This is a genomic window from Halomonas sp. Cn5-12, from assembly GCF_021532545.1.
GTDB classification, from domain to species: Bacteria; Pseudomonadota; Gammaproteobacteria; order Pseudomonadales; family Halomonadaceae; genus Vreelandella; species Vreelandella aquamarina.
On the sequence record NZ_JAKGAY010000035.1, the window covers coordinates 1 to 21,477 of the forward strand.

General features: G+C 59.7%; 19 protein-coding genes. 10 read left to right on the forward strand and 9 right to left on the reverse strand.

Going from position 1 to position 21,477, the window contains the following annotated elements; translation table 11 throughout:
* Positions 1 to 343 precede the first annotated feature (343 nt).
* From L1249_RS14905 to L1249_RS14920, 4 genes are all read left to right on the forward strand, one after another.
* On the forward strand, positions 344 to 1,123 hold the full coding sequence (locus L1249_RS14905; protein ID WP_172415989.1) for a ThuA domain-containing protein: 780 nt from the start codon (positions 344 to 346) through the stop codon (positions 1,121 to 1,123).
* Positions 1,120 to 2,169 (forward strand): Gfo/Idh/MocA family protein, encoded by a 1,050-nt coding sequence (locus tag L1249_RS14910; RefSeq protein WP_058575952.1) that lies wholly within the window; start codon positions 1,120 to 1,122, stop codon positions 2,167 to 2,169. Before L1249_RS14905 ends, L1249_RS14910 begins: the two co-directional genes overlap by 4 nt.
* A gap of 63 nt (positions 2,170 to 2,232) precedes the next feature.
* The gene (locus L1249_RS14915; RefSeq protein WP_058575953.1) at positions 2,233 to 3,495 is read left to right on the forward strand and encodes an ABC transporter substrate-binding protein; all 1,263 of its coding nucleotides are present in this window, start codon (positions 2,233 to 2,235) and stop codon (positions 3,493 to 3,495) included.
* 84 nt (positions 3,496 to 3,579) lie between these two features.
* A complete protein-coding gene (locus L1249_RS14920; protein ID WP_044629005.1) occupies positions 3,580 to 4,563 on the forward strand; it encodes a LacI family DNA-binding transcriptional regulator in 984 nt (327 codons plus the stop codon).
* Between the two features lie 155 nt (positions 4,564 to 4,718).
* Here L1249_RS14920 and cdd read toward each other — a convergent pair whose 3' ends face one another.
* The 7 genes from cdd to L1249_RS14955 all read right to left on the reverse strand — a co-directional run bounded on the left by cdd (position 4,719) and on the right by L1249_RS14955 (position 11,704).
* Positions 4,719 to 5,126, reverse strand: coding sequence for a cytidine deaminase (gene cdd, locus L1249_RS14925; RefSeq protein ID WP_044629006.1), 408 nt, complete (start codon positions 5,124 to 5,126; stop codon positions 4,719 to 4,721).
* Between the two features lie 37 nt (positions 5,127 to 5,163).
* Positions 5,164 to 5,889, reverse strand: coding sequence for a purine-nucleoside phosphorylase (gene deoD / locus L1249_RS14930; protein ID WP_058575954.1), 726 nt, complete (start codon positions 5,887 to 5,889; stop codon positions 5,164 to 5,166).
* Positions 5,890 to 6,053: 164 nt separating this feature from the next.
* The gene (locus tag L1249_RS14935) at positions 6,054 to 7,298 is read right to left on the reverse strand and encodes a phosphopentomutase (RefSeq protein WP_058575955.1); all 1,245 of its coding nucleotides are present in this window, start codon (positions 7,296 to 7,298) and stop codon (positions 6,054 to 6,056) included.
* On the reverse strand, positions 7,298 to 8,650 hold the full coding sequence (gene deoA, locus L1249_RS14940) for a thymidine phosphorylase (RefSeq protein WP_058575956.1): 1,353 nt from the start codon (positions 8,648 to 8,650) through the stop codon (positions 7,298 to 7,300). Before deoA ends, L1249_RS14935 begins: the two co-directional genes overlap by 1 nt.
* The gene (gene deoC, locus L1249_RS14945) at positions 8,651 to 9,457 is read right to left on the reverse strand and encodes a deoxyribose-phosphate aldolase (protein ID WP_228168899.1); all 807 of its coding nucleotides are present in this window, start codon (positions 9,455 to 9,457) and stop codon (positions 8,651 to 8,653) included.
* Positions 9,458 to 9,540: 83 nt separating this feature from the next.
* A complete protein-coding gene (locus tag L1249_RS14950) occupies positions 9,541 to 10,824 on the reverse strand; it encodes a NupC/NupG family nucleoside CNT transporter (RefSeq protein ID WP_058575957.1) in 1,284 nt (427 codons plus the stop codon).
* A gap of 34 nt (positions 10,825 to 10,858) precedes the next feature.
* Positions 10,859 to 11,704, reverse strand: coding sequence for an outer membrane protein OmpK (locus L1249_RS14955; protein WP_058575958.1), 846 nt, complete (start codon positions 11,702 to 11,704; stop codon positions 10,859 to 10,861).
* Between the two features lie 280 nt (positions 11,705 to 11,984).
* Here L1249_RS14955 and L1249_RS14960 point away from each other — a divergent pair, with 280 nt between their 5' ends.
* The 6 genes from L1249_RS14960 to cyoE all read left to right on the forward strand — a co-directional run bounded on the left by L1249_RS14960 (position 11,985) and on the right by cyoE (position 17,958).
* The gene (locus L1249_RS14960; RefSeq protein WP_062361389.1) at positions 11,985 to 12,752 is read left to right on the forward strand and encodes a DeoR/GlpR family DNA-binding transcription regulator; all 768 of its coding nucleotides are present in this window, start codon (positions 11,985 to 11,987) and stop codon (positions 12,750 to 12,752) included.
* A gap of 309 nt (positions 12,753 to 13,061) precedes the next feature.
* On the forward strand, positions 13,062 to 14,108 hold the full coding sequence (gene cyoA, locus L1249_RS14965) for a ubiquinol oxidase subunit II (protein ID WP_172415990.1): 1,047 nt from the start codon (positions 13,062 to 13,064) through the stop codon (positions 14,106 to 14,108).
* Positions 14,109 to 14,110: 2 nt separating this feature from the next.
* Positions 14,111 to 16,138, forward strand: a complete 2,028-nt coding sequence (cyoB, locus tag L1249_RS14970) for a cytochrome o ubiquinol oxidase subunit I (RefSeq protein ID WP_062361384.1) — start codon at positions 14,111 to 14,113, stop codon at positions 16,136 to 16,138.
* Positions 16,138 to 16,749 (forward strand): cytochrome o ubiquinol oxidase subunit III, encoded by a 612-nt coding sequence (cyoC, locus tag L1249_RS14975; protein ID WP_058575962.1) that lies wholly within the window; start codon positions 16,138 to 16,140, stop codon positions 16,747 to 16,749. The genes cyoB and cyoC overlap by 1 nt, the downstream gene beginning before the upstream one ends.
* A gap of 1 nt (position 16,750) precedes the next feature.
* Positions 16,751 to 17,077 carry a cytochrome o ubiquinol oxidase subunit IV gene (gene cyoD / locus L1249_RS14980; RefSeq protein ID WP_172415991.1) on the forward strand — a complete coding sequence of 109 codons (327 nt, stop codon included), beginning with the start codon at positions 16,751 to 16,753 and terminating at the stop codon, positions 17,075 to 17,077.
* On the forward strand, positions 17,035 to 17,958 hold the full coding sequence (cyoE, locus tag L1249_RS14985; protein WP_172415992.1) for a heme o synthase: 924 nt from the start codon (positions 17,035 to 17,037) through the stop codon (positions 17,956 to 17,958). Before cyoD ends, cyoE begins: the two co-directional genes overlap by 43 nt.
* A 116-nt stretch (positions 17,959 to 18,074) precedes the next feature.
* Here the strand turns inward: cyoE and pta are convergent, their stop codons facing one another.
* Positions 18,075 to 20,258, reverse strand: a complete 2,184-nt coding sequence (gene pta, locus L1249_RS14990; RefSeq protein ID WP_228168898.1) for a phosphate acetyltransferase — start codon at positions 20,256 to 20,258, stop codon at positions 18,075 to 18,077.
* Positions 20,255 to 21,439: an acetate/propionate family kinase gene (locus L1249_RS14995; RefSeq protein WP_228168897.1), complete on the reverse strand. Its 1,185-nt coding sequence runs from the start codon at positions 21,437 to 21,439 to the stop codon at positions 20,255 to 20,257. Before L1249_RS14995 ends, pta begins: the two co-directional genes overlap by 4 nt.
* Positions 21,440 to 21,477: the final 38 nt, after the last annotated feature.

Here is a 21,477-nt window from a genome sequence, read left to right on the forward strand (position 1 = left end):
TGCGGCGACTGGCGCGGAACTTTATGTTGGGCATGGCACTGTCTGGGTGAATGGCGATAATGGCTATATTGCCATGCAGGTCAGTGGGTTAGAAGTGCTTCCGGGGGGCGGTCTCACGGATTCAGGAGTTAGTTAGTCACTCTAAAGCGCGTGGTTACGTCTCAGAATACGGATAACCTCGCCGCGATGCCAATAGTGTTCATCACTAGGGTATACGCATGGGTATGACTAAAGTTGCACCTGAGTAAACGTTTACGCATTGTCCGTAAACGTTTACTTTAACGATCGAGGCTCTAATTAATGCCCTTTTGATTCAACTGCCAGAGCTGTATAAGGAGAACAGATGACCCTTAACGTCACCGTGTGGGGCGAAAACGTCCACGAGCAAACCAACGAGGTGGTAGCACGCATTTACCCCACCGGCATGCACCAGTGCATCGCCGACGGTTTGAATGAGTCAGAGGCGCTGTCCGCCACCGCCGTCACGCTGCAAGACTCAGAGCAGGGGCTCAGCGAAGAGACGCTGGAAAATACCGACGTGCTGCTATGGTGGGGCCACGCCGCCCACGGCGACGTGCTGGAAGAGACCGTTGATCGGGTGCAAAAACGCGTGCTGCAGGGCATGGGCTTGATTGTGCTGCACTCCGGCCACTACTCGAAAATCTTCAAACGGCTGATGGGCACCACCTGCTCACTGAAATGGCGAGAAGCCGGCGAGCGTGAGCGGCTCTGGGTAGTGAATCCTGGCCACCCCATCGTGCAAGGGCTCGGCGATTACATCGAACTGCCCCATACCGAAATGTACGGCGAACCCTTTGCGGTACCGAATCCGGATGAGGTGATTTTCATCAGCGCCTTCGAGGGTGGCGAAGTATTCCGCTCCGGCCTGACCTACAAGCGTGGCAACGGCAAGATTTTCTACTTCCGCCCCGGCCATGAAACCTACCCGATCTACTACGACGAGCAGGTCAAGCGGGTGCTCAAAAATGCCGTGGTCTGGGCGCAGCCGGAAGGCTCCCGTTGGATCGATAGCTGCCCCAACGTCCCCGCCGACCAGGCGCCCAACCCGGTCGAGATCAAGGGCGAAAGCCTGCACAAACCCGGTGAGGAGGGCTTCAAATGATCCGTATCGCGATTATTGGCGCGGGCAGCATGGCGGGCGAGCACGCCAAGCACTATGGCCGCATCGAAGGCGTTGAGGTCGTGGCCGTTTGCGACCGAGACTATCCTAAAGCCCAAGCGTTTGCCGAGCGCCACGGCATTGCTGACGTGTATCAAGACCTGGACTCCATGTTGGCCCGGGACGATATCCACGCGGTGAGCAATGTCACTCCGGATGGCGTACACAAGGCCACGTCGCTGGCCGCCATTGCGGCGGGCAAACATATCCTGTGCGAAAAGCCCCTGGCTACCAACGCCGAGGATGCCCATGAGATGGCCGCCGCCGCCCAGGCCGCCAACGTCATCAACATGGTCAACCTGAGCTACCGGGACGCCCCCGCCATTCAGCACGCCCGAGCGCTGATTACCGGCGGCGCCATCGGCACCGTTCGCCATGTGGACGCCAGCTACCGCCAGAGCTGGCTGGTGAGCAACGCCTGGGGGCGCTGGGATGAGGATAGCCAATGGCTATGGCGGCTCTCGGAAGCCCACGGCAGCAAAGGCGTGCTGGGCGATGTGGGCGTGCATATCGTCGATTTTGCCAGCTTCCCGGTGGGCGATATCACTCGGGTGAACTGCGAACTCACCTGCTTCGACAAAGCGCCGGATAACCGCATTGGCGACTACGTGCTGGATGCCAACGACACGGCGCTGATGCGCGTGCGCTTTGCCAACGGCGCCATGGGAACGATTCAGGCGACCCGCTGGGCCACCGGCCACCACAACTCGCTGACGCTGAACGTTCACGGCGACAAGGGTGCGATCCGCGTGGATCTCGACGCCTCCAAGGATGAAGTTCAGGTGTGCCTGAACGATGACGTGCATCCCGCTCGCTGGAGCACCGTCAAGGCGCCGCCCACGCCCAGCATTTACCAGCGCTTTATCGAGAGCATTCGCACGGGCGAGAACGACCAGCCCGATTTTGCCCGCGGTGCGGCCATTCAAACCGTGCTGGACGCCTGTTTCGTTTCCAGCCTGGAGGACCGCAGCCTGGCAATTGCCAGTTGATCAGCAGATTTCATCGAGCATCTCTGACCGCAAGACACCCAATAACAAGATGAGGATTCCACGATGCGCTCAACATTGAAAACACCGTTGCTGCTGATGACGTTACTGCCTGTCGCACTGCCTGCTCTGGCCGCCGAGATCACCGTGGCCTGTGGCGATGGCGGGGCGGCGGATTTCTGCCCGGCGCTTGCCCAGCGCTGGGCAGAAGCCAACGGCCATCAGGTCAATATCGTCACCACGCCAGCCTCGCCTACGGAAAAGCTTTCGCTGTATCAACAGCTGCTGGGCAGCCAATCACAGGATGTCGACGTGCTGATGGTGGATATCGTCTGGCCGGGGCTGCTGGCCGAGCATCTGGTGGATTTGCATGATTACCTGCCGGAAGGCGCAGCAGAAGGATTTATTCCCTCGCTGATGGAGAACAACACCGTGCAGGGCAAGCTGGTCGCGCTGCCCTGGTTTACCGATGCCGGGCTGCTCTACTACCGCCACGACCTGCTGGAGCAGTACGGCGCTGACGTGCCGCAGACGTGGCAAGCGCTCACCGACACCGCCCGACGCATTCAAAACGCCGAACGGGAAGCGGGCAACGAGCGCATGCATGGTTTCGTCTTTCAAGGGCGCGCTTACGAAGGGCTGACCACTAACGCGCTGGAGTGGGTGGCCAGCTACGGCGGCGGTACGTTCGTGGATGCCGAGGGGCAGGTGACGGTTAACAACCCGCAGGCGGTGGAAGCCCTGGCGCTAGCGGTCTCTTGGGTGGGGGATATCAGTCCAGAAGGTGTGCGTAACTACATGGAGGAGCAGGCTCGCGGCGTTTTCCAGGCGGGCAACGCGGTGTTTATGCGCAACTGGCCCTACGTGTGGTCGCTGGGGCAAGCGGACGGCACGCCGATCCAGAACAAGTTTAGCGTAGCGCCGCTGCCCAGCGGGCCAGAAGGGCAGTCGGTGGCAACGCTGGGCGGTTGGAACTGGGCGGTGTCCCGTTACTCGGATGAGCCGCAGGCGGCCGCTGATCTGGTGGCTTATCTCACCGCCGAAGCCCAGCAAAAAGCCCACGCCATTGAGTTTGGCCGTAACCCCACGCGCCCAGCGCTCTATGAGGACGAAGACGTGCTGGCCGCGCAGCCGTTTATCGGCGAGCTATATGAGACGGTGATGAACGGCGTGCCGCGCCCGGCCAGCATTACCGGCGATGCCTATCCGCGGGTCTCCAACGCGATCTTCAACCGCGTGCACGATGCGCTGTCCGGCAGTATCACGCCGGAGCAGGCGGTGCAGCAGTTGGATAGCGAGCTGGCGCGACTGGGGCGGCGTGGCTGGTAGCGCTGATTGCTCGGCAGCCTGTGCATTCAGCGCTTTTCGGCCCCGCTTTTTGTACAATCAGGGCCCGACTGGCTGAGGCATGGCATGAAACAGAACAAACCGAGCGCGCAAACCGCCACCATTCGTGAAATTGCCCGGCGGGCCGAGGTCTCGATTGCCTCGGTAAGCCGGGCGCTGAACGGCAAGCCGGGGATCAGCGACGCGCTGCGCGACAAGATTCTCACCATCAGCCGCGAAGTGGCCTATCAGCCCAGCGCGGCGGCGCGGCAGCTCATTAGCGGCAAAGCCGCCGTCGTAGGAATCTCCCTTGGGCGGCAAGATATCGAGCTGCGCCCTTACTATATTCTGCTCTACCAGCACCTGACCGTCGCGCTGCACCAGCAGGGTATGGTGCCGATCTTTTTCCACCACGACCAAACCCATGAGCTGCCAGAACGGGCGGGCGCGGCGATTTTGCTAGGGGAAACGGGTGAAGACGAGCGCCCAGGCGTACTGCGCGCGGCGGACATACCGTTTGTACGCATTGGCAATGCGGGGGAAGGCTTTTCGGTGGCTCCGGACGATGTCTCCGGGCTCTACCAGATCACTCAGCATCTGATTCAACAAGGGCGAACGCGGATTGCCTTTGTGGGCGGAGAGTTGGACGTACCGCGCCCCCACAGCCGCCTTTCCGGTTACCAGCAAGCGATGGCAGAGGCAGCGCTTAGCGAGCAGCTACTCAGCCTGCCCTATCGGTTTACGTCCGACTCGCTCACTAGCTACCGCTACCTTAACCGTATTCTCAACCATGACGATCCACTACCGTTCGATGCGCTGGTCTGCGCTACCGACGAGCTGGCGCTCGGCTGTGTCGCCGCGCTGGAAGATCGCGATATTCGTGTGCCCGAAGACGTGGCCGTTACCGGCTTTGACGACCTGCCTACCTTAGCTACAGGCTTAACCACCGTGCGCCAGGATATTGCGGCCATTGCGGCGATGAGTGTCGAGCTATTGAGCGAAGCGCTGGCGGGAAAAGCGCCCCGGCACGTGTCGCTGCCGGTGGCGCTGGTGTTGCGAGAAACGAGCTAAGAAGACCCCGATTTACTATTACGCTTGTCCATACTGCGTTGAAATTAACCTCGTGCGCGAGTCCGATCAAAATGCTCATTTACTATCTGTAAACTCCGCTTTTTCGGTTAATTTCGCCTTGTCTGGCCTGCGCTCATAACGTAAATCATGGCCTTCTAACGCCCCGGCAGCTGCTCCGGCCCAAAGGCATCGGGCAGCAGGCTGTCCATGGTGTAGGTTTTCAACACCTCACCCTGCTTGGAGAGCACCATGATTTGCGTGCTGGGGGTGGCGAACTCGCGAATGCGCTGGCGGCAGTCGCCGCAGGGCGTGCAGAGATGCTCGCCGGGGCCCATCACGTATACCTTGGCAAGCTCGCGCTGGCCAGCGGTAATCATGGCGGAAATGGCCGAGGCTTCGGCGCATAGCCCTTTGTAGTGGGCCACTTCCACGTTACTACCGGCAAACTGCTGACCATCCGGGCACTCCATGACGGCAGCGACCGGGTGGTTGGAGTAGGGCGCGTAGGCGTTGCCCAGGGTGGTCAACAGCGTGTCTACCAGGGCCTGATCCGCTTGGCTCATGGCGTTATCCTCTCAGTGGGCGCTTGTTCCCAAGCGGTTAAGCGTTGGCAGCGTCGTCGCGCAGAACGGTGTCGAGCGCAATCACCATCATGTCGTTGAAGGTGGTTTGACGGTCGGCGCTGGAGAGCGAGTCGCCTTTCAGAATGTGGTCAGACACGGTGCAGATGGTCAGTGCGCGGGCACCGAACTCAGCTGCCACGCCGTACAGGCCTGCGGCTTCCATCTCGACGCCGAGGATGCCGTAGCGCTTCATCAGCTCAGCCATGTCGGTTTGCGGGTTGTAGAACAGGTCCGCCGAGAAGATGTTGCCGACTTTCACGGCGACGTTCTGCGCTTTGGCGGCCGCCACGGCGTGGCTGGCCAGCTCGAAGTCGGCAATGGCGGCCAGGTCGTGGTCATTGAAGCGCATGCGGTTCACTTTGGAGTCGGTGCTGGCACCCAGCCCAATCACTACGTCGCGCACGTTGACATCGTCGCGTACCGCGCCGCAGGAGCCCACGCGAATGATCGACTTCACGCCGTAATCGGTAATCAGCTCTTTGGCGTAAATGGACACGGAAGGAATACCCATGCCGTGGCCCATGACGGAAATCTCGCGGCCTTTGTAGGTGCCGGTGTAGCCGAACATATTGCGCACGTCGTTCACCTGGCGCACGTTCTCCAGGTAAGTGTCGGCGATGTACTTGGCGCGCAGCGGGTCGCCGGGCATCAGAACGGTATCGGCGAAATCGCCTTTTTCGGCATTGATATGGGGGGTAGCCATGGAGAACTCCTCTGATTGAAGTTAGTAGCCAGAACAACCCTAGGCGGGGGCGCTGTAAACCCTTCCCTGGGCGCTACTTTCGCCATCCATGGCGAAAGACCCCCGCTACGGGCTGATTCTGGCGGTACACGTAAACATGCGTGCTAATAATGGTTGACTGGCCTTTACGCCGCTTTGGTCAAAAAGCTGTCGCCGTCGGCCATCGCCTCGAGCGTGAAGAAGTCGGCCAGGGTTTGGCCAATGTCGGCGAAGGTGCCGCGCTCGCCCAGCGGGCCGGGGGCGAAACCTGCGCCGCGTACCATGATCGGCACGTATTCGCGGGTGTGCTCGGTGCCTTCCCAACTGGGGTCGCAGCCGTGGTCGGCGGTGAGCAGCAGCAGGTCGTCGTCATTGAGGGCGGCGAGCAGCTCCGGCAGGCGGGCATCGAAGTGCTCCAGCGCGGCGGCGTAGCCCGGTACGTCCCGGCGATGGCCGTAGACCGAATCGAAATCCACGAAGTTGGTCATGATCATGGTCGGGCGGTCGCTGGTCTCGTTGGCGGTGCGCGCGACTTCCGCCAGGGTGGCATCCATCAGGGCATCGTGGCCGCTGGCTTTGACCTTGTGGGTAATGCCGCAGTGGGCGTAGATGTCGGCGATCTTGCCAATCGACACCACTTCACCACCGGCGTCGGCAAGCTTTTGCAGCACGGTGGGGCTGGGCGGCTCAACGCTGTAGTCGCGGCGATTGCCGGTGCGGGCAAAGCTTTCACGGTCGTCGCCGATAAACGGGCGGGCGATTACACGGCCAATGTTGTAGGGCTCCAGCAGTTCACGCACGGTTTCACACAGCGCGTAGAGGCGCTCTAGGCCAAAGTGCTCTTCGTGGGCGGCAATCTGGAACACGGAGTCGGCCGAGGTGTACACGATCGGTTTGCCGGTGGCGATATGCTCTTCGCCCAGGCGGGCAATAATCTCGGTGCCTGAGGCGTGGCAGTTGCCGATCACGCCCGTTAAATCCGCCTCTTGAACGATGGCATCCAGCAGCTCCAGGGGGAAACTGTTGGTTTTATCGAGGAAGTAGCCCCAGTCAAAGCGCACCGGCACACCGGCAATTTCCCAGTGGCCGGAAGGGGTGTCTTTCCCGCTGGAGATCTCTTTGGCGTGGGCGTAAGCGCCGTTCAACTGCTCGGGCAGGCTGACGCCTTCCGCCACGCTACCGGTGGCATCCCGGTGGGCGTGGAACAGGCCGAGCGCGGCCATATTGGGGAGCTTCAACGGGCCGGAACGCTCGGCGGTATCTGCTTCGCCACGGGCGCAAGCAGCGGCGATGTGGCCTAGGGTGTCGGCACCTTGGTCGCCAAAGGTAGCGGCGTCCGGCGCGCTACCGATTCCAAAAGAGTCCAGAACTAAGACGATGGCACGACGCATTAGGCTTCTCCTCGGAAGGTCTCTTGCAGCAGGGTGTCGGCGGTGGCCTCGGCGTCGCCGACGGTGACCGCCGCGCGTAGCTGGGCGGCGGCACGGGCGGCGGCCTCTTCGGTGCGGGCGTGGACGATGGCCAGCGGGCGCTGGCTATCCACGCGGTCGCCGATTTCGACGATATCGCTAAACCCGACGCTGTGGTCGACGCTGGCGTCGTTACGCAGGCGACCGCCGCCCAGTTCCACCACGCTCATGCCCACGGCGCGGGTATCGAAACGCTGTACGATACCGCTCTGCTCGGGATACACCGCTTGAGTCACCGGGGCGGTGGCCAGGTAGCTGTCCGAGCGCTCCATAAAGTCGGCGGGGCCGCCCAGTTCGCGCACCATGCGGGCGAAGACTTCTGCGGCCGCGCCGGAGGTGAGCGCTTTGTCCAGCTTGGTAAGGGCTTCTTCGCGGTTAGCCACCAGTTTGCCCGCCATCAGCATCTCGACGGCGAGTTCGCGGGTGACCTGCATCACGCGGCTGTTGGCGCGCTCGCCGCGCAGCAGCGCCAGGGTTTCGACGATCTCCACCGCGTTACCGGCACACGGGGCCAGTGGCTGGCTCATGTCGGTGAGCAGGGCGGTGGTGGGTGTGCCTGCCTGGGTGGCCACGTTGGCGATACTTTTCGCCAGCTCGCGGGATTTTTCCGGGGTGGGCATAAACGCGCCGCTGCCTACTTTGACGTCCATCACCAGGGCATCCAGGCCAGAGGCCAGCTTCTTGCCCAAAATAGACGCGGTGATCAGCGGAATAGATTCCACAGTGGCGGTCACGTCGCGCACGCCGTAGATGCGCTTATCCGCCGGGGCGAGGTTGCCGGTTTGGCCGATAATCGCCACACCGGTGGATTTTACGACATCGCTGAAGCGCTCGGGCGCGGGGTAGGGGTCGTAGCCGGGGATTGATTCCAGCTTGTCCAGCGTGCCGCCGGTGTGGCCCAGGCCACGGCCAGAAATCATCGGCACAAACGCGCCGCAGGCGGCGACCCAAGGGCCTAACACCAGCGATACCAGGTCACCCACGCCGCCGGTGGAGTGTTTGTCTACAATCGGGCCGGGCAGGTTGAGGGAATCCCACTGCATCACGTGGCCAGAATCGCGCGTCGCGGTGGTCAATGCCACGACTTCTTCGCGGCTCATGCCGTTTAAAAACACCGACATGGTGAAGGCGCCAATCTGCGCGTCGCTGATGCGGTCGTCGGCGATGCCCTGTACGAAGGCTTTGATCTCTTCAGCGGGAAGCGGCTGGCCGTCGCGCTTCAGGCGAATCAGTTCTTGGGGAAGCAGGGCGTGGTGAGATGCGTTTGACGACATTTAGTAGCCTCCATTGGTCGCGGCATCGGCATTGCCGTTTAGCGTGTTCAATAAGTTATTCAGCAGGCTGGATGCACCGAACCGGAAGTGCTCGGGCGTCACCCACTGTGGGCCCATGATGTCGGCAGCCAGCGCCAGGTACTGGGCCGCCTCTTCGGCGGTGCGAACGCCACCAGCGGCTTTGAAACCGACATTTTTACCGCTGGCTTTGATGGCTTTTAGCATGATCTCGGCGGCTTCCAGGGTAGCGTTGACCGGTACTTTACCGGTGGAAGTTTTGATAAAGTCCGCGCCACCTTCGATGGCCAGCTCGCTAGCGCGTTGGATAAGCGCAGGCTCTTTGAGTTCGCCAGATTCGATGATGACTTTTAGCTGGGCTTGTCCGCCGCAGGCGGCTTTACACATTTCTACCAGCTCGCGGCCGGTCTCTTCATCGCCTGCCATCAGCGCACGGTAAGGAAACACCACGTCGACTTCGTGAGCGCCAGACGCCACCGCTTCGCGGGTTTCACGGGCAGCGCCCATGATATCGTCGCCGCCGTGGGGGAAGTTGGTGACCGTGGTGATCTTGACTTGGCTCTCCAGCTTGTGGGCGCTGAGCGCGCGGGCAGCGGTGACGATGAACTGCGGGTAAACGCACACCGCCGCCGGGTTGCCGAACGGCGTTTTTACCTGCTGGCACAACGCTTCGATCACGCTGTCGGTGTCGCTGTCGTTCAGGCTGGTCAAATCCATCAGCGTCAACGCTTGGCGAGCGGCTTGGGTGAGTTGGGCTTGAGTAAGCTGGGGGGAGGCAGTCGCGTTCATGAAATTCTCGCAAATCAATAAAAGACAAAACGGGCACTGCGAAAACATAGCAGCGCCCGTTGCATGGTGTCGTACTCGCTGCGTTAAGCCGTCAGGTTGCCCAGCGCAATAAAGAAGCCAGCAATGGATGCCGACATCAAATTAGAGAGCGTACCGGCCAAAACGGCTTTCACACCGAAGCGGGCAATCTCTTTGCGACGCGTGGGCGCAATGCTACCCAAGCCGCCCAGCAGAATCGCAATGGACGACAGGTTGGCAAAGCCACATAGCGCAAAGGAGAGAATCGCCATGGTGTGCGGGGTCATCAGTTGACCCGTCGCCGCCACCACCTGTTCCCCATCGATATAGGGAGCGAGGTTGATATAGGCCACGAACTCGTTGACCACCAGCTTTTGGCCGATGAAAGAACCTGCCAGCGTTGCCTCTTCCCACGGCACGCCGAGCAGGAACGCCAGCGGCGCAAACAGCCAGCCGAGAATCAGCTCGAGGCTCAGCGATTCAAAGCCGAACCAGCCGCCAACGCCACCTAAAATGCCGTTGATCAGCGCGATCAAGCCGATGAACGCCAGCAGCATGGCACCCACGTTGGCTGCCAGCATCAGGCCGGAGGTCGCGCCGGACGCCGCGGCATCCAGTACGTTGGTAGGCTTGTCGTCCTGCTCTTTCAGCTCTTCATCGACCTTGGAAACGCTGTCGCTATCTTCCACGTTCTGGGTTTCCGGCATGATCAGCTTGGCGAACAGCAGGCCGCCAGGCGCCGCCATGAAAGAGGCCGCCACCAGATACTCCATGGGAATGCCCAGCGCTGCGTAGCCCGCCAGAACGGAACCGGCTACCGATGCTAAGCCGCCACACATCACCGCAAATAGCTGCGAAGGCGTCATGCGGGCAATAAACGGACGCACCACCAGCGGGGCTTCGGTTTGGCCAACGAAGATGTTTGCCGTTGCCGAAAGCGATTCGGTACGCGAGGTGCCTAGTGCTTTTTGCAGTGCGCCGCCCAGAATCCGAATGACCCACTGCATGATGCCTAGGTAGTAGAGCACGGCAATCAGCGACGAGAAGAAGATGATGACCGGCAGTACTTTGATGGCGAAGACAAAACCGACGTTTTCTACATCGGCAAGGCCACCAAACAAAAAGCCGATACCGTCGTTGGCGTACACCAGCACCTGGCTAACACCAGCGGAAATGGCTTGCAGCACCGCCTGGCCGAACGGCACGTAGAGCACAAACGCACCGATACCGGCTTGGATGGCAAAGGCACCCAGCACGGTGCGCAGCCGAATCGACTTGCGGTCATAGGAGAAAACAAGCGCAATGGCCACCAGAGTGACCATGCCAACCAGGCTCATGATGAGGGTCATGGGAGTACCTTCGGATCGTGAGGAGTGTGAGCGATTACAGTAAGTTCAACTTCACTGAGTAGATCATCGCGTTTTGATAAGCGTTCGGGGTACCCAGCTTATTGTCTGAGTAGCGATACTGCACGCCGGTGGTAATTAAGTCGGAAGGGTGCCACCACAGGCTAAGCGCGCCGTTAGTGCCCACGCTGCCAGCGGTACCATTCACATAGTTCTGAGAAAGATACTCATCGTCACGACCGAAGGTCTGCTCGTGCCAGTTGGTGACGCTGAAGTTCTGGTTCAGGGCGGTAAAGTCGTAGCCCGCAACCCAGCCGGCCATATAGCCATTCATGCCAGTGTAGCCATCGCTCTGTACGCGTGCTGCACCAATAAACGGCTTGAACCATAGGCCGTTATCGAACGTGGTGCGGTAGCCTAACCCAAGAATTTGGTCCTGCTCGCGAGCGTTGAACCCGTAGTCGCGGAAATCGTACAGATGGGCGTAAATCGACAGCGGGCTGTCGCCCAGGTAGATGTGCGAGGTCACTTTACCAGCGGTGCGGAAGTTGTCTTTACCGCCGCTGGCTTGGTCGAATTGATCATTGGTCGGATTCTCGAAATCGAAGAAGCCGTAGAACTCGCCCCAGCTAAAGCCAACGCCGCCTTCGATTTCAACATACGTAAAGTCGCTTTTCGCTGCGTTGCTAGCAGTGCGCGCTTCGGTGCCGTTCGACCAGTCGAGATAGTTGACTGAGACGTTGGCAAACGACCAAAGGCGGTCAAGGGTGTGCGGCTCGGCATCGTCGGCAAACGCTGGAGTTGCCAAGGCAGCACTTGTCAGTAAAACGCCAGCGCCAAGCGTGACGAACGAAGAAGAACGAGAGTGGGATAAAGCAGTCATGGAAGCCTCAACAGGGTTGTATCTCGGTGCAAGGGCGACTGGCGTACCGACGTTATGAGTCGTGTGGGCTGGCGTAATGTTAAAATTATAACATTGAGTGTTATTTTTTTAACGTTGATTTGCAAGCATTGTCACATCAACGCTGTTTAAATGTGATAAGCGCATCATGGCGGAGTCTAACGCTGTGTCGCAGTGGAAATCAGTAAGGGGCTGACGCAGCATAGGTAGCCCAGTTGGGTCTAACATCGATAACAACATGCATCATAAGGAGATGCCTGCTATGAATGACCGGAGCGCACAGCGCATGGCGATGTTGCAAGAAGCGTTGGCTAGCGGGGGAACACTGCATCTTCGCGATGCCGCCGAGCTGTGCGGAGTCTCCGAAATGACCATTCGTCGGGATCTTTCAACGCAACCTTCAGCCATTAGCCTGCTGGGTGGGCGGCTAGTGATGGCAAGCTGCCCCGGCGTGACGCCGGTATACGACCTTACTGAGCAGCAATCGAGCCACTATCAGGTCAAACAGCGTCTTTGCCAGCGTGCGGCCAGCTTTATTGAAGAGGGCGACACGCTGTTTATCGACTGCGGCTCGACGTTGATTCCACTGCTCAGCCAGCTAAGCCGTTTTCATGAATTAACGGTGGTCACCTATGCCCTTAACGTTGCCAACGCCGTGGCAGCGCTGCCCAATGTGCGCCTAGTGCTGCTGGGCGGGCTGTTCTACGCTTCCTCCCAATCATTTGGCAGCGACGGTATGGGCGCAGCTATCGAGCGTTTGGGCATCAATAAAGCGCTGATCTCCGCCGCTGGGGTGGATTGCGAACGGGGAGTAAGCTGCTTCCATTTTCATGAAGTCGGGCCTAAGCAGGCGGCGATTGCCACCGCGATGCAGCGGCTTTTGATTGTCGATGCCAGTAAGTTCGGCGTGGTGCGTCCGGCCTATTTTGCCTCGCTGGAGGATTTCGATATCGTCGTCACCGACGACGAGCGTGCCCCGGGCTTGTTAGAGCGCCACCCGCTGTCCACGCTGAGCATCTCGCTCGCCTAACAACAGCCACTCCTCAGCCACTACTCCCCAGTGCCCTGTGCCCAAACGGGTGCGCAGGGTGCGGCATAGCGTCTCTTTCTGATTGACCCAGATCAATAGAAAATACTTTCGTCTTAGTTGATGCACGCAAGGTGCACGGCCAAGGCTCGCCACTAACCCCATAAGGTGGCGCATATTTTTCCCGGAGCAACGCAGTTGCGCTCACTGTTCTGGGAAAAGTATGGGGTGATAGTTAGCTTGCTACTTAGCTGGCTATTTAGTCGGCTAGATAGTGGGCTGTTTTAGACAACTCTCTGATGAGATCACACCATGCAACTACCTACCCACTGGCGCAGGCGAGGCACTTTTGTGCTCGTCGTATTGTGCTTGCTGTTAACGGGCTGCAGTTCTGCATTGCTGGATCCCAAGGGGCAGATTGGCGTTGAGCAGCGCTCGCTGATTTTGACCTCCTTTGGGCTGATGCTGATTGTGGTCATTCCGGTGATTGTGATGACGCTGCTGTTTGGCTGGCGCTATCGGCGCAGCAATCGCGTTGCCAAGTATCTGCCGGACTGGGCGCACTCCAATGCCATCGAAGCGGCCGTTTGGACCGTTCCCTGCTTGATCATTGCCGTTCTGGCGTTCCTCACCTGGAAAACCTCCCACAGCCTAGACCCCCACAAACCGCTTGAGAGCGACGTGGCGCCCATGGAGATTCAAGCCGTGGCGCTGGATTGGAAGTGGCTGTTCATCTACCCCGAACAGGGCATTGCTAGCGTCAATGAACTGGCGTTCCCGGTAGATACCCCAGTGCGCTTCCGAGTGAGTTCTGGCTCGGTAATGAACGCGTTCTTCATTCCACGTTTAGGCAGCCAGATTTACGCCATGGCGGGCATGGATAACGACGTTCACCTGATTGCCGACGAAGAGGGCGTCTACCCCGGCCGTTCCACCAACTACAGCGGCGCTGGCTTCTCTGGGATGACCTTCGATGCCCACGTCACCTCTCCGGCGGAATTCGATGCCTGGGTGGAAAACGTGCGCACAGCCGATGACACCCTTACCTTCCCTGAGGGCTACAACGCCCTGGCAGAGCCGAGTGAATACCACCCGGTGGAGTACTTCTCGGCGGTCACGCCCGAGCTGTATGAGTCGATTGTCAGCAGCTTCCACGGCGGTGAAGGCAGCGGGCACGGCGGTCATGCAAGCCACGGGGACGCCATCAGTGACGCCCACGATAGCCACGGTGAATCCAGCGAGCTAGAGAGCGCCAGCGCTTCTCAACAGCAGGCCGCGATCGGCCACGTTACCAATCAGCATGCAGGTGATGACCACGCCATGGGCGGCCATCCCACAAGCGTTGAAGCGGGGGGTTAAGCATGTTTGGAAAACTCACGTTAGAAGCAATTCCGTATCACGAACCGATCATTATGGTCGTTGCTGCCTTTATGGCGATCGGGGGTGCCGCGCTACTTGGCGCATTGACGTATTACCGTAAGTGGGGCTGGCTGTGGAACGAGTGGTTTACCTCCGTTGACCACAAAAAGCTCGGCATTATGTACTTTGTGGTGGCCTTGGTGATGCTGCTTCGCGGCTTTGCCGATGCGATTATGATGCGTACCCAGTTGGCCATGGCGGCCGGTGGGGCTGCTGGTTATCTCCCTCCTGAACACTACGATCAGATCTTTACCGCCCACGGCGTAATCATGATCTTCTTCGTTGCGATGCCCATGGTCATCGGCCTGATGAACCTGGTGGTGCCGCTGCAAATCGGCGCCCGCGACGTTGCTTTCCCGTTTTTGAATAACCTGAGTTTCTGGCTGTTCGCTGTCTCGGCGATTTTGGTCAATATTTCCCTCGTGGTAGGGGAGTTCGCCAAAACCGGCTGGCTCGCTTATGCGCCTTTATCGGGGATAGAGTTTAGCCCTGGGGTGGGGGTCGATTACTGGATATGGGCACTGCAAATATCCGGGATAGGCACCACGCTCACCGGCATTAATTTCTTCGTTACCATTCTGAAAATGCGCACCAAAGGCATGACCCTGTTTCGCATGCCGATTTTTACCTGGACGTCGCTGTGCGCCAACGTCCTGATTATTGCCTCGTTCCCGATTCTGACTGCGACCATCGCGCTGCTAACGCTTGACCGCTACTTCGGTATGCACTTCTTCACCAATGACTTTGGCGGCAACATGATGATGTACGTCAACCTCATTTGGGCCTGGGGTCACCCGGAAGTGTACATTCTGATTCTGCCGGCCTTTGGCGTGTTCTCTGAAGTCATCGCCACCTTCGCCCGCAAGCGCCTGTTTGGTTACAAAACCATGGTCTGGGCCACGGTGGCGATTACGTTGCTGTCGTTCATCGTCTGGTTGCACCACTTCTTCACCATGGGGGCCGGTGCCAACGTCAATGCCTTCTTCGGCATCATGACGATGATCATTGCCATCCCCACCGGGGTGAAGGTGTTCAACTGGCTGTTTACCATCTTCCGCGGCAGCCTGGAGCTAACCTCGCCAGTGCTATGGACCCTGGGCTTCATCATCACCTTTACCCTAGGCGGTATGACCGGCGTGATGCTGGCGCTGCCAGCAGCCAACTTCGTCCTGCACAACAGCCTGTTCGTGATTGCCCACTTCCACAACGTGATCATTGGCGGCGTGGTGTTCGGCATGATGGCGGGCCTGACCTACTGGTTCCCGAAAGCGTTCGGCTTCACGCTGAGCGAGAAGTGGGGCAAGCGCTCGTTCTGGTGCTGGTTCATCGGCTTTTACGTCGCGTTCATGCCGCTCTACGTGCTGAGCTTCTTCGGTGCCGTGCGCCGTATGCAGTCCTACGCCAATCCTGAGTGGCAACCCTGGATGATTCTGGCCTGGGTAGGTGCCGTGATCATCATGATGGGGATTGCCTGCACCATCATTCAGTTCTGGGTCAGTATCCGCGACCGCAAGCTGAATGCAGATCTGACCGGCGACCCCTGGGATGGCCGCACGCTGGAGTGGTCCACCTCGTCGCCTGCACCGTTCTACAACTTCGCGCGCCTGCCGGAAGTCGGCGACATCGACAGCTTCTGGTCGCAAAAGCAGCGTAGCAACGAGCAGTTGGACGAAGCGCCCTACACCGATATTCACATGCCGCGCAATACCGTGGCGGGTCCGGTGATTAGCTTCTTCGCGCTGATTCTAGGCTTTGCGCTGGTGTGGCATATCTGGTGGCTGGCAGCCGTGGGTGCATTAGGTGTTGTCGTCAGTTTCATCGCCCGTGTATTCAACGAAGATATCGACTACTACGTGCCCGCTGCCGAAGTGGCGCGCATCGAGCGCGCGCACGAAAAGCGCAAAACGTCTGCGCCGAGCAGCGCAGCGTCTGACCGTGAACAGACCAACTATGTGGAGGCACGCGCGTAATGGCCACCGATACCCTACATCATGGCGCCGCGTCCGAGCCCCATGAGCACCACGACGCGACCGGCACGAAAGTATTTGGCTTCTGGGTCTACTTGATGAGTGACCTGGTGATCTTCGGGTCACTGTTCGCTACCTACGCCGTGCTGATGAAAGGCACGGCCGCCGGGCCAACGGCGGCAGATATTTTCGAGCTGCCCTTTGTGCTGGTGGAAACCTTTCTGCTGCTGTTCAGTAGTTTCACCTTTGGCATGGGCGTACTGGCGATGAATGCCGAGCGCGTCGGCCAAGTAAAAGCGTGGCTGGCGATCACCTTCTTGCTCGGTGCCGCGTTCGTCGGTATGGAAGTGTACGAGTTTCAGCACTTGATTCATCAGGGCTACGGCCCTGATCAGAGCGCGTTTCTCTCGTCCTTCTTTACCTTGGTCGGCACCCACGGCCTCCACGTGACCGTTGGTTTGGTGTGGATTCTAGTGATGCTGGTGCAGCTTTCGACCATGGGCATCACCCCGATGACACGTCCGCGGATTCTGTGCCTGAGCCTGTTCTGGCACTTCCTGGATATCGTGTGGATCTGCGTCTTCTCGTTCGTCTACCTGATGGGGGTGCTTTGACATGAGCCATTCATCATCTTCAACGTCTTCTCACGGCAGCGTTAAATCGTATGTGACGGGGCTTCTGCTATCTTTAGTGCTAACCGTGATTCCGTTCGCGGTCGTTATGAGCGGTGCGCTAAGCACCGCCGCGACGGTGGTGGTCATCGCTGTAACAGCCGTGCTGCAGATTCTGGTCCAGCTGGTCATGTTTATGCATATGAATACCAAAGCCGACGAGGGGTGGAATCTGATGTCCTTCGTTTTCACACTGACGATACTCGTCCTGGTGGTAGGGGGCTCTTTATGGATCATGCAGCATCTGCATCTCAACATGATGGTCGGCTGAACGTGGCACCGAGCCGCTGGCGAGACCTGCTGGCGCTCACCAAGCCGGGCATCATTGGCGGTAACTTGATCGCCACGCTGGGGGGCTATTTTCTGGCCGCCCACGGCACCTTCGATGTCGTCACGTTTGCCTCGGTGATGCTGGGCATTGCGCTGGTCATTGCCTCGGGCTGTGCCTGCAACAACGTCATCGACCGGGATATTGATGCACTGATGGCGCGTACGCGCCATCGCCCGCTGGCCAAGGGGCGTATCTCGATCACCCAGGCGCTGGGTATTTCAGCGCTGTTGGGGGTGGCCGGTGTTGTCTGCTTGGCGCTGGGCACCAACGGGTTGACGGTGGCGCTGGCGGTAATCGGTTGGGGCGTGTATGTGGGGGTGTATAGCCTCTATATGAAGCGCCATTCTGAGTACGGCACGCTGGTAGGCAGCCTCTCCGGTGCCATGCCGCCGGTAGTGGGCTACTGCGCGGTCACGGGGCAGTTCGACAGCGGCGCGTTCATGCTGCTGGTGATTTTCTGCCTGTGGCAAATGCCGCACTCCTATGCCATTGCGATTTTCCGCTATGCGGATTATCAGCGGGCATCAATCCCGGTACTGCCGGTGGTACACGGGATCAAAATGGCCAAGCATCACATCCTGGGTTACATCGTGGCGTTTATTCCCGCCTCGCTGGCGCTGGTATTGGCCAGTCAGGCGGGGATGGGGTATCTGTGTGTGGCGCTGGTCATGGGCGGCTACTGGCTCTACCTGGCACTACGCGGCTATCGGTTAGATGACGATGTTCGCTGGGCCAGGAAAGTGTTTGGGGTCTCCATTCTGACGATCACCGCGATGAGTTTGGTGATGGTGCTGGAAGCCATGGTGCCGATGTGGGTGTAATGCCTAACAACGATTGAACCTGACGCAAAACTTGAAACGCCCCGAACAGTGAACTGTTCGGGGCGTTCTTTTTAGCGCGGCTTTCAGCGGATACGTATACAGGGCTCGGGGAGTACTTAGCCTTTCCGCTGGCTGGCCTGAATCGCGGTGAGGGCGATGGTGTAGACGATGTCATCCACCAGAGCGCCGCGGGACAGGTCGTTCACCGGCTTGTTCAAACCTTGCAGCATCGGGCCCACGCTGACTACCCGGGCGCTACGCTGCACCGCTTTGTAGGTGGTGTTACCGGTATTGAGGTCGGGGAACACGAACACGGTGGCCTTGCCCGCCACGGGGGAGTCGGGGGCTTTTTGCTTGCCCACGCTCTCGATGGCGGCGGCGTCGTACTGCAGCGGGCCGTCGATGGCCAGGTGCGGTGCGCGCTCCTGGGCGATGCGGGTCGCTTCGCGGACTTTATCCACGTCGGCGCCGGTGCCGGAGTCGCCGGTGGAGTAGCTGATCATCGCCACCCGGGGCTCGATACCAAAGGCCTCGGCAGAGCGCGCGCTCTGCAGGGCGATTTCTGCCAGGGTTTCGGCGTCCGGGTCTGGGTTCACCGCGCAGTCGCCGTACACAACTACCTGTTCCGGCAGCAGCATAAAGAAGATCGACGACACCTGATTGTACTCAGGAGCCGTTTTGATCAGTTGAAACGCTGGGCGAACGGTGTTGGCGGTGGTGTGCACCGCGCCGGACACCAGGCCATCTACTTCATCAAGCTGTAGCATCATGGTACCCAGCACCACGTTATCCTGAAGCTGTGCTTCAGCGGTTAGCTCGTTCAGTTTGCCGCGACGACGCTCCACCATGGGGTCGATGTAGCGGGCGCGGGTGCTTTCCGGGTCGATGATGGTCAGCGTATCCGGCAGCGTCAGGCCACGGTGATGGGCCACGCTTTCGATGTCTTCCCGTTTGCCCAGCAGGACGCAGTCGGCAATGCCACGGCGCTGGCAGATGATTGCCGCCTCGATGGTGCGCGGCTCGTCGCCTTCCGGCAGCACGATGCGCTTTTTGGCTTGCTGAGCAAGCTTCACCAACTGGTGGCGGAACGCCGACGGCGAGAGGCGGCGGGTGTAGCCACGGCTCAGCTTGGCTTTCAGCCACTCCAGGTCCATGTGTGCCGCCACGAAGCGGGCCACCTGCTCGGCGCGCTCGAAGTCATCCATGGGGATTTCAGTGCTGAGCTGGCTCAGGTTTTGCGCCGTGGTCAGGCTGTCGGTTTCTACCGCCAGCACCGGCAAGCCGGTTTTCAGCGCCGGGCGGCACATCTCAATCATGCCCTCGTTGGGCAAGAAACCGTTGGTGAGTAAAACGCCCGCCAGCTGGGTGCCGTTCATGGTGGCCAGCGCCGAGGCCAGCACCACGTCATCACGGTCCCCGGAGGCGACCACCAGACTACCCGGCGTGAAGATATGCAGCGCATTGGCCGCACTTCTGGCACACAGGCTGGTAGAGAGGACGCGGCGGCTGGCGGCTTCACCTTCGTTGAGCATCTTGGCATTCAGCGCCCGGGCTACGTCTAGCGTGCGCGGAGCGCTCAGGGTCTTGCTGTAGGGTACCACGCCAATCAGGTGGAAGCGGTCGGTGGCTAGCGCCGGGGAGTAGCGTCGCAGTTCGTTGAGTACCGGCTCTTCCAACTGCGGCTTGATGGTGCCCGGTGCAGCGGAAAGATCATCCTCCTGACCGTAGGGCAGGTTTTTCATGCGCATCAGAATGCCGCCCAAGGTGCGGCTGGAGCTGACGCCGCCAAAGCTTCGAGCGTGCATATCCAGCTCTTCCGCCAGCGCCTGGGGCTCGTTGAGATCCCCTGAGCCCACCAGAATGATCCGCGCGTTCAGCGCATGAGCGAGCTGCACATTGGTTTGAGTGGCGTAGGTGGTGTGCTGGGTCGGTACCACGCCTTCCACCACGACCAGGTCCAGCGCGCTGCCATCTCGGTAGGCTTGCTGCACTACCTGTTCGTAGAGCTCGATAACGTTTTCCATCAGCTCATCGGTTTGGTCGTCGCGCAGGAGACGCTCCAGGCGCGCCTGGGAAATGGGCGAGGGCGGACGCTGGCTTAACGTGCGTGATACCAGCGCAGTGGAACGATCAAGGCCGGGGCCGTTAAGCTCGTTCTGCATAAACGGCTTTAAAAAACCGGCTTTCAAGCCGATGGTGTCGAGCGCTTGAATCAAACCAAGGCAAGCGGATGTTAGGCCAGCACCGACGCTGGTGGGTACCAATAGAATGGCTTGCGGTTGTTTGGGGGAGCTATTCATTCAGCGGTCTCCACGCAGTGGCGGGTTTCCATGGCAATGCGGCCCTCTTCATCGGTGGGGATCACCCACACTTCCGGGCCTTGATGACCAGCGCTATCCAGCTTGCCCTCTTTGCCACGGATGGTGGCTTCATTGGCCGCTTCATCTAAGCTGAAACCAAAGTGGGGCAGCAGGGCCAGCACTTCACGACGTACGATAGGCGAGTTTTCGCCAATACCGCCAGTGAAGATCACGCCGTCTAACTTAGGTAATGCACAGGACAGCGCCGCCAGCGACTTGGCGATACGGTAGCAGAATACGTCCAGCGCCAGCTTGGCACCGGGGTGGCCAGCCACGGCCTGGTCTTCCACTTCACGCATGTCGTTGGTCAGGCCGGAAAGGCCCAGCAGGCCGCTTTGCTTGTTCAGGACGTTATCGATCTCTTCCACCGACCAGCCCAGTTGGCGATGCAGGTGGGCATGCAGGCCGGGGTCCACGTCACCGCTGCGGGTGCCCATCACCAGGCCTTCCAGCGGGGTAAGGCCCATGCTGGTATCCAGGCTCTGGTTGTTCCACACGGCGCTGGTGGAGCAGCCGTTGCCCAGGTGGGCGGTCAGCCAGCCGCCTGCGCCACGGCTGCTCAGCTCGCCAGCGCGCTGGCTAACAAAGGCGTGGCTGGTACCGTGGAAACCGTAGCGGCGAATGCCGTGCTCGGTATACAGCGCTTCCGGCAGTGCATAGCGATAGGCGCGGGGCGGCAGCGTCTGGTGGAACGCCGTATCGAACACGGCCACCTGAGGCAGGTCCGGAAACACCTTACGAGTCGCGGCAATGCCCGCTAGGTTGGTGGGGTTATGCAGCGGTGCTAAGGCAGCGGTGGTCTCGATGGCCTCGATCACACTGTCATCGATCAGCGCTGCTTGGGTGAAGTGCTCGCCACCATGAACGATGCGGTGGCCCACGGCCCCCGGTACGCGACCTTCCAAACGCTGAAGAATGGCGTTCAAGGCGTCGGCGTGGTCAGCATTCGGCAGCGGTTGGGTAAAGCTTTCACCGGCGCTGTCTTTACCTTTCAAGCGGGCGTCGCTGCTGCCTAAGCGCTCCGCTAGCCCGGCCAAGCGTGGTGCCTGCGGGTCCGCATCGATCAAAGCGTATTTAATAGAAGAAGAGCCACAGTTAATGACCAGCACCGGTGCGTTCATAACCACCTTTGTAACGTAATGAGGAAGTTAAGGGAATA

What these genes read in the sequence shown, in the direction of transcription:
- L1249_RS14905 (WP_172415989.1), top strand. Translation starts at nt 344, where the DNA reads ATGACCCTTAACGTCACCGTGTGGGGCGAAAACGTCCACGAGCAAACC.
- L1249_RS14910 (WP_058575952.1), top strand. Translation starts at nt 1,120, where the DNA reads ATGATCCGTATCGCGATTATTGGCGCGGGCAGCATGGCGGGCGAGCAC.
- L1249_RS14915 (WP_058575953.1), top strand. Translation starts at nt 2,233, where the DNA reads ATGCGCTCAACATTGAAAACACCGTTGCTGCTGATGACGTTACTGCCT.
- L1249_RS14920 (WP_044629005.1), top strand. Translation starts at nt 3,580, where the DNA reads ATGAAACAGAACAAACCGAGCGCGCAAACCGCCACCATTCGTGAAATT.
- cdd (WP_044629006.1), bottom strand. Translation starts at nt 5,126, where the DNA reads ATGAGCCAAGCGGATCAGGCCCTGGTAGACACGCTGTTGACCACCCTG.
- deoD (WP_058575954.1), bottom strand. Translation starts at nt 5,889, where the DNA reads ATGGCTACCCCCCATATCAATGCCGAAAAAGGCGATTTCGCCGATACC.
- L1249_RS14935 (WP_058575955.1), bottom strand. Translation starts at nt 7,298, where the DNA reads ATGCGTCGTGCCATCGTCTTAGTTCTGGACTCTTTTGGAATCGGTAGC.
- deoA (WP_058575956.1), bottom strand. Translation starts at nt 8,650, where the DNA reads ATGTCGTCAAACGCATCTCACCACGCCCTGCTTCCCCAAGAACTGATT.
- deoC (WP_228168899.1), bottom strand. Translation starts at nt 9,457, where the DNA reads ATGAACGCGACTGCCTCCCCCCAGCTTACTCAAGCCCAACTCACCCAA.
- L1249_RS14950 (WP_058575957.1), bottom strand. Translation starts at nt 10,824, where the DNA reads ATGACCCTCATCATGAGCCTGGTTGGCATGGTCACTCTGGTGGCCATT.
- L1249_RS14955 (WP_058575958.1), bottom strand. Translation starts at nt 11,704, where the DNA reads ATGACTGCTTTATCCCACTCTCGTTCTTCTTCGTTCGTCACGCTTGGC.
- L1249_RS14960 (WP_062361389.1), top strand. Translation starts at nt 11,985, where the DNA reads ATGAATGACCGGAGCGCACAGCGCATGGCGATGTTGCAAGAAGCGTTG.
- cyoA (WP_172415990.1), top strand. Translation starts at nt 13,062, where the DNA reads ATGCAACTACCTACCCACTGGCGCAGGCGAGGCACTTTTGTGCTCGTC.
- cyoB (WP_062361384.1), top strand. Translation starts at nt 14,111, where the DNA reads ATGTTTGGAAAACTCACGTTAGAAGCAATTCCGTATCACGAACCGATC.
- cyoC (WP_058575962.1), top strand. Translation starts at nt 16,138, where the DNA reads ATGGCCACCGATACCCTACATCATGGCGCCGCGTCCGAGCCCCATGAG.
- cyoD (WP_172415991.1), top strand. Translation starts at nt 16,751, where the DNA reads ATGAGCCATTCATCATCTTCAACGTCTTCTCACGGCAGCGTTAAATCG.
- cyoE (WP_172415992.1), top strand. Translation starts at nt 17,035, where the DNA reads ATGGATCATGCAGCATCTGCATCTCAACATGATGGTCGGCTGAACGTG.
- pta (WP_228168898.1), bottom strand. Translation starts at nt 20,258, where the DNA reads ATGAATAGCTCCCCCAAACAACCGCAAGCCATTCTATTGGTACCCACC.
- L1249_RS14995 (WP_228168897.1), bottom strand. Translation starts at nt 21,439, where the DNA reads ATGAACGCACCGGTGCTGGTCATTAACTGTGGCTCTTCTTCTATTAAA.